This is a genomic window from Kosakonia radicincitans DSM 16656 (genome assembly GCF_000280495.2).
Taxonomy (GTDB): domain Bacteria; phylum Pseudomonadota; class Gammaproteobacteria; order Enterobacterales; family Enterobacteriaceae; genus Kosakonia; species Kosakonia radicincitans.
Genome location: NZ_CP018016.1, coordinates 2,772,766 through 2,785,214 on the forward strand (window position 1 = coordinate 2,772,766; position 12,449 = coordinate 2,785,214).

General features: G+C 52.8%; 9 protein-coding genes and 1 pseudogene. 4 read left to right on the forward strand and 6 right to left on the reverse strand.

Annotated features, from left to right (window positions below; genetic code table 11):
- Position 1 precedes the first annotated feature (1 nt).
- From Y71_RS13405 to adhP, 3 genes are all read right to left on the reverse strand, one after another.
- Positions 2-1,624, reverse strand: coding sequence for a TIGR04028 family ABC transporter substrate-binding protein (locus tag Y71_RS13405; protein ID WP_007375085.1), 1,623 nt, complete (start codon positions 1,622-1,624; stop codon positions 2-4).
- Positions 1,625-1,766: 142 nt separating this feature from the next.
- Complete coding sequence (locus tag Y71_RS13410) at positions 1,767-2,201, reverse strand: VOC family protein (RefSeq protein WP_007375084.1); 435 nt, start codon at positions 2,199-2,201, stop codon at positions 1,767-1,769.
- A 65-nt stretch (positions 2,202-2,266) separates the two neighbouring features.
- Positions 2,267-3,277 carry an alcohol dehydrogenase AdhP gene (adhP, locus tag Y71_RS13415; protein WP_007375083.1) on the reverse strand — a complete coding sequence of 337 codons (1,011 nt, stop codon included), beginning with the start codon at positions 3,275-3,277 and terminating at the stop codon, positions 2,267-2,269.
- Between the two features lie 280 nt (positions 3,278-3,557).
- On the opposite strand from adhP, the gene Y71_RS13420 reads away from it, so the two are divergent.
- Positions 3,558-4,160 carry an inorganic diphosphatase gene (locus Y71_RS13420; RefSeq protein WP_007375082.1) on the forward strand — a complete coding sequence of 201 codons (603 nt, stop codon included), beginning with the start codon at positions 3,558-3,560 and terminating at the stop codon, positions 4,158-4,160.
- A gap of 65 nt (positions 4,161-4,225) precedes the next feature.
- On the opposite strand, the gene Y71_RS13425 is transcribed toward Y71_RS13420, so the two are convergent.
- From Y71_RS13425 to sra, 3 genes are all read right to left on the reverse strand, one after another.
- On the reverse strand, positions 4,226-5,932 hold the full coding sequence (locus Y71_RS13425) for an ABC-F family ATP-binding cassette domain-containing protein (RefSeq protein ID WP_007375081.1): 1,707 nt from the start codon (positions 5,930-5,932) through the stop codon (positions 4,226-4,228).
- Positions 5,933-6,237: 305 nt separating this feature from the next.
- Complete coding sequence (locus Y71_RS13430; protein ID WP_007375080.1) at positions 6,238-7,941, reverse strand: NAD-dependent malic enzyme; 1,704 nt, start codon at positions 7,939-7,941, stop codon at positions 6,238-6,240.
- Between the two features lie 178 nt (positions 7,942-8,119).
- The gene (sra, locus tag Y71_RS13435) at positions 8,120-8,257 is read right to left on the reverse strand and encodes a stationary-phase-induced ribosome-associated protein (protein ID WP_007375079.1); all 138 of its coding nucleotides are present in this window, start codon (positions 8,255-8,257) and stop codon (positions 8,120-8,122) included.
- Between the two features lie 390 nt (positions 8,258-8,647).
- Between sra and Y71_RS30560 the strand changes: the two genes are divergently transcribed.
- From Y71_RS30560 to Y71_RS30715, 3 genes and pseudogenes are all read left to right on the forward strand, one after another.
- Complete coding sequence (locus tag Y71_RS30560; protein WP_007375078.1) at positions 8,648-10,036, forward strand: glycosyltransferase family protein; 1,389 nt, start codon at positions 8,648-8,650, stop codon at positions 10,034-10,036.
- Positions 10,029-11,303: a glycosyltransferase family 2 protein gene (locus Y71_RS30565; RefSeq protein ID WP_007375077.1), complete on the forward strand. Its 1,275-nt coding sequence runs from the start codon at positions 10,029-10,031 to the stop codon at positions 11,301-11,303. The genes Y71_RS30560 and Y71_RS30565 overlap by 8 nt, the downstream gene beginning before the upstream one ends.
- A 185-nt stretch (positions 11,304-11,488) precedes the next feature.
- A pseudogene (locus Y71_RS30715) lies at positions 11,489-12,004 on the forward strand (radical SAM protein); the annotation flags it as partial.
- Between the last annotated feature and the right edge of the window lie 445 nt (positions 12,005-12,449).

Below are 12,449 nucleotides of genomic sequence, written 5' to 3' on the forward strand. Positions count from 1 at the left end.
CTCAGTGTTTCGCGATCCACGCGCCGTAGAACGACGGGCGGCCAACGGCTTCGAAGGTTGCGCCTTTCAGCCAGGGCGCACCGGCAAAGACCTGAGGCTCTTCAAAAACCGGGATCACATAAGCGTTATCCAGCAGATAGCGCTGTGCCTCGCCGGTCAGTTGCAGGCGTTTTTTTGCATCGACTTCAGCAGAAATAGAGACCAGCAGATCGTTGAGCTTGTCGTCGCGGAAGCTTTTTACCTTGTCGCTGGAACCGCCTTTTTGCAGCAGCGCATCGCGGTTTGCCGGATAGAACATGCTTTTCACGACATCCGGATCCGCACGCCCAACCTCAGAAACGGTCAGCGGCGTTTTTAGCGGGTCGAGGTTATCCAGCGTGCGGCTTCCGGCGTCGCCAGCTTTAACGCTCAGCGCAACGCCGACCTGTCGCCACTGCTGCGCCACCAATTGCAGCACCTCTTTGTTTTGCGGTTGCGGCAGGGATTCATACACCGTCAGCGCCAGACGCTGGCCCTCTTTGGCACGAATGCCATCGTTGCCGGCTTTCCAGCCTGCGTCATCCAGTAGCTGGTTGGCTTTGGCCGGATCAAAGGTCAGTTTGTCGCTCAGATCGGTGTAACCGGCGGCAGAGCGGGCAATAACCGAGGTGGCCTGCGGGTAGTTGGGCGAGAAAAGGGTATCGACAACCTGTTTAGTGTTTGTCGCATGGAGCAATGCCTGGCGCACGCGCAGATCGGCGACCAGCGGGTTATCCGGGCGGAAACTGAGGCTATCATTCACGCCGCGCGTCGGAGCGGCGTAGATCTGAAACCCCTGATCGGTGGCCTGTTTCTCATCGTAAGCCTGCACCTGGCGGATAAATCCGGCCTGGCCTGCCAGCAACGCGCCAATGCGCACGCTGTCTTCCGGGGTGACGATAATTTTGATGCCATCGAGATTGGCCGGGCCTTGCTGGGTAAGATTCTTCGGCCCCCACTGATAATCTTTACGCTTCGCAAGCGTCACTTCGCGCCCCAGCTTTTCATCACTAACGACAAACGGCCCGGAACCGATAATATGGCGCGCATCGCCCAGCTCATCAAAGTTACGTTGTAACGTACTCAATGAAACCAGCCCGGAACCGATGGTGGCCGTGCCCTGTAAAAAGCCTGGCGACGGCTTTTTGAAGTAGAACTTCACCGTCTGCGCATCCACCACTTCGCTGTGATCATAGTTATTGATCACTTCCGATACCGGTAAACGCTGCGCTTTGTTACCCAGCCCGTACGTGTCGAAATTTTTTGCGACCGCATTGGCATCCAGCGGCGTGCCGTCAGAAAAGGTCACGCCGGGGCGAATTTTAAAGGTGTATTCGGTTTTATCGGCATTCGACGTCCAGCTTTCGGCAATCCACGGTTCAACCTGCAACGTCTTTGGGTTCTGCCAGGTTAGCTTATCGGTGATCTGATTCAGAATACCGCCATTGGGGTAAAAACCGCCCGCCGGAGGATACAAATTGGTGTGCGCCTGCTGTTCAAGATAAATCAGTGTGCCGCCTTTTACTGGCGTATCCACCGCCCAGGCGTGAACGGAAGCGGCCATTATCAGCACCGTCAGTAGCGGCAAACGAAAAGGGGTGTGCATGGTGAATTCCTTTGTTATCTATTGTCTTAATGTCGGATTCATCATCCGGCGCAGGCATTCACAAAGGAACCAAGGAATTGAGATAAGCTTTTCAGAAAAGCGCAAAACCGGGCGTGATAGACGCCCCGGTCTGGCATCAGTATTAACGCAACCAGGGGGTGATCGTCAGCCCCACCAGGACGCCTTCCGGCGCCAGCAGACGGGTGACACTTTGCCCCCAGGGTTCCAGGCGATTCGCGACCAGCAACTGATAACCTTTGTTGACCAGCACATCAGTGGCGCTCGCTAACTCTTTGACTTCAAATTCAACCCAGCTTTGTGGAACAGGGTGCGAATCCGGCCATTTGTCCGTGCCAAAACAGGATTCGGCGGCATGATGCAACGGCCACAGAGCAAAATGTTTCGCGCCATCCAGTGCATCATGATCGGCGACCAGATAGTCACTGGTGCCTTCCATCGGTTTCAGCGGCAGCCCAAGCGTGTGCTGGTAAAATGTCTGGCTGGCAGCCACATTTTGCGGAACAGGGCCGAAACCGGCGATAAACAACACCTCAAGCCCGGGGATCGTCGTGGTCATCATTACCTCTGCGTCATAAAAAAGGGGGCATCAGCGCCCCCGTGATTATAGGCAATAGACGATAATTAATGGCGTAAATCGATCACCATGCGGCCACGGATCTGGCCCTGTTCCATCTCTGTGAAGATGGCGTTGATATCTTCCAGCGGACGCAGCGCCACTTTCGGCACCACCTTGCCTTCGGCGGCAAACTGGAAGGCTTCCGTCAGATCCTGGCGCGTGCCAACCAGCGAACCCACCACCTGAATACCGTCCAGCACCAGGCGCGGAATATCGAGGCTCATCGCTTCCGGCGGCAGGCCAACTGCCACCACACGGCCACCGGCACGCACCGCATCGACCGCAGAGTTAAACGCCGCTTTCGCTACCGCCGTCACGACCGCAGCGTGCGCGCCGCCGGTTTTTTCCTGCACGATCTTCGCCGCATCTTCGCTACGCGAGTTGATGGTCAGGTCTGCGCCCATGCTGGCTGCCAGCTTCAATTGCTCATCGTTAACATCGAGCGCAATGACTTTGGCATTAAAGACATTTTTCGCATATTGCAGCGCAAGATTTCCGAGGCCGCCGAGGCCATAAATAGCAATCCACTGGCCGGGCTTGATCTGCGAGACTTTAACGGCTTTATAGGTAGTGACGCCCGCGCAGGTGATACTGCTGGCTGCCGCGGAATCAAGGTCATCCGGCACTTTTACCGCATAATCCGCCACCACGATGCACTCCTGCGCCATGCCGCCATCGGCGGTATACCCGGCATTGACCACTTCACGGCAGAGGGTTTCGTTACCGCTGTTACAGTATTCACAGTGGCCGCAGCCCTGGAAAAACCAGGCAACAGAAGCGCGATCGCCCACTTTCAGCGACGTAACGCCTTCTGCAACTTCAGCCACGATGCCAATACCTTCATGACCGAGGATAACGCCGGTCTTATCGCCAAAATCACCGTTCTTCACGTGCAGGTCGGTATGACATACCCCACAGCACTCCATTTTCAGTAACGCTTCGCCATGTTTCAGCGGACGCAGTGTCCTTTCAGTGACATCAACCTGATGATCTTTCGTAACTACAGCAGCTTTCATGGTGTTTCTCCTTTGATAAGCATAAGAACTGAGATCCGGGTGTGGCGTTCGGCTTCAACCGTTATCTATATCCTCAAGGATTAAGAGATTAGGCAGTGAATTCAATAGGCTGGCAACATACTGTAAACATTCTGTGGGAAATCCCCCAATTCAGGTAGGGGCAAAAAATGCTATAACCACCTTATTAATAAGGCTATTAGTGGGCAGGAAAGGAATGTCATACGGCTGTCATCTATTGTCGCCAGATTGTTGCTTTCTAATAACAAAAGAGTGAACAACAATGCATCTGGTGAAAAAAATCCTCGCGGTGAGCGTACTGATTTCGGCTTCCGTGCAGGCGCAAAATATCCTCGAATTCCCGCAGCCTGAAAACAACCCGGACGAGTTTTATGCGGTAACGGAGATCCCGGCGGGCGGCATTATCAAATATGAAACGGACGCGAAAACCGGCTTTATTATCGCCGATCGCTTCCAGTCAATGCCGGTCGCTTATCCGGCGAACTACGGTTCGCTGACCCAGTCGCTCGCCGGGGATGGCGATCCGCTGGATGTGATTTTCTATACCCGCGCGCCGCTGGCTCCGGGAACGCTGATCAAGCTACGCCCGATTGGCGTGCTGAAAATGATTGATGGCGGCGAGACCGACGACAAAATTGTTGCCGTTCCGGCCAGCAAAATTGACCCAACCTATGACGACATCAAGAACATCACCGATCTGCCGAAGATCGAGCAGGAGCGGCTGGAAGCCTTCTTCCGCGTCTATAAACAATTGCCGGACGGTCGCAAAAAAGTGGAGCTGAACGGCTTTAACGACGCCGCCACCGCCAAACAAGAAATCAAACAGGCATGGGAAGCCTGGAAAGCGAAAAATCCACAGCAGTAAAAAAAACAGGCGCCGAAGGGCGCCTGTTTGCGTTAAGTGACCACACGAGTTTGCACGTATCCGGCCTACAGGATAAGGCGGATACGGTCTATCTCCTCGCGCCACTGCGCCTGCAACTGCGGCTTCTGATGTTTCTCCTTACGCGCCAGATCCTCTGCTAACCGCGTCTCCAGTTCGATAAGACGCAGAAGAAGGGCATCGTCGTCATCCGTTTCATCAGCCGCAACAATATGCGGTTGTGACTGAGTGGCAGAAACCGCGACACTTTCCCGTAAGCGATCATAAACCGCTTCAGCGTCGTGCCATTCGTTCAGCTCGCCGTTTTCCACCAGCCAGAAGCGATTGCAGCAGGCATTAATCAATTGGCGATCGTGGCTGACCAGCAGAAAACCGCCGCTGAACTGTTGCAGGGTTTCGCCCAGCGCCTCTTTGCCCGCCATATCGAGATGGTTGGTGGGTTCATCCAGTAACAGCAGGTTAAAACGCGCCAGCGACAGGCCGACAAACAGCAGCCGCGAACGTTCGCCGCCGCTCAGTGTCGCCACCCGTTGCCCATGACGCGCCCAGGCAAAACCGGCGCTAATTAGTGCCATTTTGCGATCGGCGGGCATCGGGGCAAACGGCTCCAGCGCGTCAAACAGCGTGGCATCATCCGCTAGCTGATGTAACGTCTGGTCGTAATATCCCGCATGCAGACGCGGATGCAGCCGCAGCGTAGACGCTTCGCCGTGCAAAGCCCGCCAGATCAACCGCAACAGCGATGATTTGCCGCAGCCGTTGCGTCCCATCACCGCCACGCGATCGCCGCTTTTTAGCCGCGCGAGCGGAACATGGAATAGTGCAGGTAATCCCGTTGCGGGCGGCACGGCCAGCTGTTCCATCTCCAGCAGTCGATCCGCAGGTAGCGCTTCACCATGCAGTGAAAGCCGCCAGGCACTGCCTTCGGTTAGCGTGGTCTGGCTCTCTTTCAGGCGCTCAACCTGCCGCGCCATCTGTTTTGCCTTCCGCGCCAGATCTTCGTTGTCGTAGACCCGTCCCCAGATAGCCAGCCGCTTAGAACTTGCCGTCACGCGGTCGATCTCCTTTTGTTCCGCTTTGTGCCGCAGCGCGTCGCTCGCATCACGCTCTTCCAGCGCCAGACGCGCCTGGCTGCACGGTAAAGCAAAGTGGTGCAGCGTGTGGTCGCGCAGGATCCAACTGCCGTTGGTAACAGCATCCAGCAGGGCGGCATCATGCGAAACCATCACAAAGCTTCCGCTCCAGCTACGCAAAAACTGCTCCAGCCATAGCAATGTCGGCAGATCAAGGTGATTACCCGGTTCGTCCAGCAGCAACAGATCCGGCTCGCGGATCAGCGCCCGCGCCAGCAGCAAGCGGGTATGCTGGCCGCCGCTGAGAGTGGCAGCGGTGAGAGCGATTTCCGTCGTGCTCAGCCCCATGCTGGCAAGCAGCGATTCCGCGCGCCAGCGCTGGTTGTCGCGCTCGCTGGCAGGCAACTGCGCCAGCACGGCATCAAGCAGCGTCGTCGCCAGCAAATCATCGGGCAGATGCTGTTCCACGCGCGCCAGCAGGCAGTGGTGTGCAACCGTAACGTTGCCGGAAAGCGGAGACAGCGAGCCGTCCAGCACTTTCAGCAGGGTACTTTTGCCGCAGCCATTGTCGCCAATAAGTCCAAGGCGATCGCCTTTTCTCAGGGTAAAGGAGAGATCGGAGAATAACGGGCCAAAAGCCGTTTCAACACGGAGTGATTGTGCAGATAGTAATGTGCTCATTGCTTACTCAAGAGTTACAGGCACGAGAGTGCCTCGTCAAACATCGCTGACGATAACCCGGTAAGCCCGAGAGAAGGGGGTTTTAAGCTTCGCTCAAGCCGAAGTTATCGCAGCACGATACCGATAACGCTTGAGCTGGCACGATCGCCAAAAGTATGTGAAACATTGAACAGTTCACAATACAGCATAATTAGCCTCCTTTTATATTCAGTAAGTTGATGGGTGAGAAGGAGTTTAGCGAGGAAATGAATCTTTTACCAGCAAGGAAAATAGCCCGGCGTACAAGGACGCCGGGCGCGGGAGGATCAGATGGAGGTACGGCGATAGCTGCGGTACTTCGGTTCCCAGAAGTTGTCGTCGATCGACTGCTTCAGCGCTTCAGGCGAGGTTTTCGCCGCGATACCTTGTTGCTGCGCCATTTTACCGACGGCAAACGCGATGGCGCGGGAAACGGACTGGATATCTTTCAGTTCCGGCAGCACCAGGCCTTCACCGTTCAGTAGCAGCGGCGAGTATTCCGCCAGCGTTTCACTGGCCGCCATCAGCATTTCATCGGTGATGCGCGACGCGCCGGAGGAGATCACGCCAAGACCAATGCCGGGGAAAATATAGGCGTTATTACACTGGGCAATCGGGTAGGTTTTCTCTTTCCACAGTACCGGTGCGAACGGGCTGCCGGTGGCGACCAGCGCCATACCGTCGGTCCAACTGATGATATCCTGCGGCGTGGCTTCCACGCGGGAAGTCGGGTTGGAGAGCGGCATCACGATCGGGCGCGGGCAGTGCTTGTGCATTTCACGGATGATCTCTTCGGTGAACAGACCCGCCTGGCCTGAAACCCCGATCAGAATGTCCGGCTTCACATTACGCACGACGTCCAGCAGCGACAGCGCTTCATTCTGCGCGCCGGTATCCCAGTTTTGCAGGTTTTCGCGTTTCTGCACCAGTTTGCTCTGGAACGGCAGCAGGTTCGGCATTTCGTCCGTCAGCAGACCGAAACGATCGACCATATAGACTTTCTGGCGAGCCGCCGCTTCGCTCAGGCCTTCGCGCTGCGTCTGGGCGATGATCTGCTCAGCGATACCGCAACCGGCAGAACCTGCGCCGAGGAAGACGATCTTCTGGTTACTCAACTGGCTACCCGCCGCGCGGCTGGCGGCAATCAGCGTACCGACGGTGACGGCTGCCGTACCCTGAATATCATCGTTAAAACAGCAGATCTCATCGCGATAGCGATTCAGCAACGGCATCGCGTTTTTCTGCGCGAAGTCTTCAAATTGCAGCAGCACATCCGGCCAGCGCTGTTTCACCGCCTGAATGAATTCATCGACGAAAGCGTAATATTCATCACCGGTGATACGCGGGTGGCGTGAGCCCATGTAGAGCGGATCATTAATTAATTGCTGGTTGTTGGTGCCCACATCCAGAACCACGGGCAGGGTGTAAGCCGGGCTGATGCCGCCGCAAGAGGTATAGAGCGACAGCTTGCCAATCGGAATCCCCATCCCGCCAATCCCCTGGTCGCCAAGGCCGAGAATACGTTCGCCATCGGTCACCACGATCACTTTGATATTGTGGTTCGGCACGTTTTGCAGAATGTCGTCCATGCTGCTGCGGTTCTGCCAGGAGATAAACACGCCACGAGCGCGGCGGTAGATGTCAGAGAAGCGTTCGCAGGCCCAGCCAACAGTCGGGGTATAGATCACCGGCATCATCTCATCGAGATGGTTTTCCACCAGGCGGTAGAAGAGGGTTTCGTTGGTATCCTGGATATTGCGTAGATAGATGTGCTTATCAATATCGGTTTTAAAGCTCTGGTACTGCAACCAGGCGCGTTCGGCCTGTTCTTCAATCGTTTCAACCACTTCCGGTAACAGGCCCAGCAGGTTGAAATTACTGCGCTCTTCCATGCTGAAGGCGCTGCCTTTGTTCAGCAGTGGAAACTCCAGCAGCACCGGCCCGGCATAAGGAATATATAACGATCGGTTTTTATTATGTTTGGCATTCATTTTACAGCTCCTTGTTCAACGATCCCTGCGAGAGCGTTTCGCGGGGAGGTGTGCGACGGGCGAGAGTATAAAGCAAGCTGTCAGCAAATACTTCTTGTTCGCGGATTTCGTTGATGAATTGTTATCAAGGAGGGAAAACAAAAAACCACCCCGCCAGGGGTGGTTCAGGGTGGAAAACTTAACCCGCGCGGCGATGACGCCCGGAGCGATGAACAACCACCGTCTCTTCGTGATTGTCTTTGGTAACAATTTTACGCGTGTTTGACACTTTGTAATCCAGCCCCATGATATGGCGTGCCTGACGGTTCGATTTCATGCTTACTCCTTAATCCAGTTCAATGTTTCAAGGACAAGCCCGGTAACAGTGCCGGGCGAAATTCAATCTCATCATTGCAATTCGGTACAAGAAACATACCGAACCGCCATCCTCGATCATTGTGACGTAAAGCGCAATCGAAAAAAGGAATTTCAGGATTGTCTTAATTCAACCGCCGATGTTGTCCCTCTGGAGAAAAATCCTGGGGAAAATGAATGAAAATGTGTCTCAATAAAATAAGCAAACTGTCACTCTCCGGGCTCATCTTTAAAACTCCGAGAATATATCCGTTGATACGATTCAGGTCTCTTTAATACCAATAAAATATATGTTTTCCTTAACTAAAAGGATAATTGAAAATTCCACACACCACATAATAAGGGAAATTTCATGGATGAACGCAATGGAGCAATTTTTATATCATTCGATGGTGTTGCCTTTTCTGGAATTACCGTTGAGGCATTTAAAACCGCACAATTACTGTCACGAAAGGGAATTAAAAACTATCTGGATCTTGGTTATGACATAAAGCTGGATAAAGGAAAGTTCAATAAACCATACGAATGGGAGAAATCGATATATAAAGATGGTTTTATATTAGTGCGAATAGATGACATTACCAACGTACCGAATTACAACGTTGATTTTATAAATTATGCGCACAATGTATTGATAAGCCAGAAAACGGTTGTTCCACAAACAGAGTTGAACACTATTCTGGCGAAAATTGATGTGGCGGCTGAAGTACTGGCCGAAAAAATGGTGCAGCAATGGGAATGCCTGAATATTGGTTATCTTTTCGTTGAAAATGGCACACTGCCAGAAAACATTATATATACAAAAGCGATATATTTAGCAATTGATATATATGGCAAGCGTTATAACTTGGCCGATTTTGTTACCTGGCGTGATCATGACCTGATGTGGAATAGCGAAAAAAGCGTACAGAAATATGGCACACATCCCTGGCCTTATGCCATCAAACCGGTTAACTCTCCGTACATACGCTATGTGACGCTTAATCAGGAATTAAAAGAAAGACTTGAGGAGTGGTGCAACTATACCATTGAAGTACAAGTAAAAAAGAATACCTGCGATTTTACAGGAACAGGAAATTGCAGCAATATCAGGCACAGTCTTAACATTGGTGACGATGACATTCTTATTGCCCGAACTACGCGCCTTATTCCGCAAAAACGGCTGGATCGCGACATTTACCTCGTCTGGCGGCTCAACCAACTGTTCCAGCAGAAAAATTCTGCACGGCGTGTTCATCTCGTCGTTGCAGGCGATATGAATGAGGCGCCATTCTGTTATCAGCAACTGGTCAATCTGTCGACTCAATTACAGGTCGAATCTTTTATTCATTTTATTGGCTGGCTGCAGCACAATTATATGCCGCCTGGTTATAACACTTACACCATTGAGGATTTGTATTATTCCTGTGACCTTGTCTCTTTTCTGACTTCATGGGATTACGACAGCTACGGTAATCCAGTTGGTGAAGCAATAAGTCACCGCCGCTGTTACATTTCGACACGCTATGAATATTATGATGAGGTATACGGCCAGTACGGCTTCGAGGCGCCGATAATGAATATCACTGCCGAACATGATGGTTATCCGGACGATGCGTTTATTTCAAGCGTTTTTAAACTCATCACCAATAAATCATTAATGAAAGAAATTGCTTATCGAAACTTTCTTATTGGCAAGAAAGTGCTCATCGATAACAACAGCGATTCAGATAGTAATCATTCAGGGAGGTTGTATGCGTAAGGACATTTACATATCAATTGTCTTGCCGGTTTATAATGAAAGCGATCGTATCAATGCAGTTCTCACTTCGCTATTTAATCAAAAAACATGCAGCAATATGTTGTCGCACGAAAAGTATGAACTGATCGTGGTGGATAATAACTCAACCGATGATTCCGTTGCCAAAATCAGCGAATTTCAGCGTCTGCATCCGGCGCTGGATATTCATATTATTAAAGAGCCCACGCAGGGTGTTTCTTCTGCGCGAAAATGCGGTATGGATTACGCATCGCTGCGCTCAAAAGCCAGGGACAAACGGCTGGGCATTAGCCGTAAACACTACATCGTCTCGGCAGATGCCGACTGCACCGTTGATAGCTGGTGGCTACACTCGTTGATTGAAAAAATGATCGCGGAAAAGGGCGATTTAGGCACCTGTAATTACTACTACAACGAGAACGCGTTCCGGCTTCGTCCCAATCTGTTTGCGGAGATTCAGAAAACGCTGCGTTGCCGTGACGTCTCATTTTCGCTGTTTGGCGGTTTTCCCGACGGCAAGGGGTTCGCCGTTGAACGCGCGCTTTACGACAAAGTGGGCGGTATCGAAATCTTTTACCAGCTTGATAAGGGCCGGTTTGTTGAACATCTTTCGGATGACTGGGATTTCGGTATTCGGGTGATCGCGGCAGGCGGTAAACCCGTTTACGCGCGCGATTCCCGGGTTGAAATTAACAGTCGCCGCGTGGATACCATTCTGCAAGAGGTGATCACCGGCGTTGCCTACGGGCAGGATGGCGTCATCACCATGAAAGATGTCCGTCCGGAAAACACACAGCAGCCAGTGTTAAGGGATACCACGCCCGCCCAGTCAATGCAGGCCTGGCACTATTCGATCAAGGATTATGTGCCGAAAAACATCGTGCTGCCGGCGTTACTCAACCCGCAAATCCTGCTGGACAATCACGCTGTTCGCGAATTTTTTACCCCACAGGTCGCCGAACGTCTGTTCCGGCGTATCTATGAAATTCTCCATGAGATGCGTCTGATCGATCTGAGTCCGATTCATGCCTACAAAACACCAGCCTGGCGGCTCTATTTCGAGTTTCGTGACGATATTTTCAGCGCCTTGCGCCGCGCGGTGGGCGAGGACATCGGTTTCCCACCGCCGCTTCCGGCCTGTTTTGAGTACGTTAAAAACGAAGACTTTCAGCGATTTTTTCGCTATTTCAGCGAAGATCGTGAATCCGGCATGGCACATAACTACTTTGCCAACGGAGGGGTGTTCTGATGAACGATATTCTGTTCGATTCGCTCAACGATCTCGATCCGCGCTATCCGGTTCCGCAGGTGTACGATTTTCTCGCTTCGCCCGAAAACCGCGACATACTCGAATATGTTTACCGCGATCCCTTCGGCTGCCATGTCTTTCCTGGCGACATTAAAGGCTACCCACTGGAAACCTATTTCCAGGACATGGCGCACGACATTGCACAGGCGAAGCAGATCCACCTCTGGGTGTCGATCCCGACCTGCCGCTACCGCTGCCATTTCTGCCAGTTTCCGACCATTATCCTCAATCCGCAGAGCGCACCCTCGCAGGCGGTTTTTCGTCAACTGGTGGATTACAACATCAAGGAAGCCACGCTGTGGCTTGATAAGGTGCCGACGCTTGCCGGGGCGGAAGTGGGGGAATTTAACATTTTCGGCGGCACACCATCGCTGTTACCGGCAGCGGAGCTACAGCGTCTGATGGCGTTTTACCGGCAGCATTTCAATCTTTCTGCCGCCACGCTGCGTTTTGAAGGCGAACCGGCAACGCTGACCAGACCCTATCTGGAGATGCTTAAAACGCTGGGGTTCAGCAAAATCAGTTTCGGCGTTCAGTCGTTCAATGATGACATCATCGCTGCCTGCGGGCGCAGACATACGGCCGAAACCTGCGAACAAACCATCGCTAACGCGCGCGAAGTGGGATTTGACTGGATCAGCATCGACCTGATCTACGGTCTGCCGGGGCAAAGCGTTGATGATGTGAAATATGACATGGAAAAATGCCGTGAGCTGGCGATTTCTCATGTCGTCTGCACCAAACTGCACCTCGCAGAGTTTATGCAGCGACGCACTGGCGTCTCCGGGCAGCGGCAAAGTTTATGGCAGAAAAAGGGGGCTAACAGCCAGGCTTTTCCGGGGCTGGGCAAGCAGTACCAGATGCGGGAACTGATTGAACGCTACCTCGCAGCGGATTATCGCGAGCATCCCACCATGTATTTCCACCGCAACACGCAGCCCGCAGAAAAATGGAAGGGGCTGATTACCGATCTGGATAAGCAGTACCCGGAAGTGGCCATTGGTCTCGGCGGCAGCTCCAAATGTTCGCTGGCGGAAGCCATTAATATCACGGACTACCGGCGCTACAAGGCCGCGCTCGACGAAG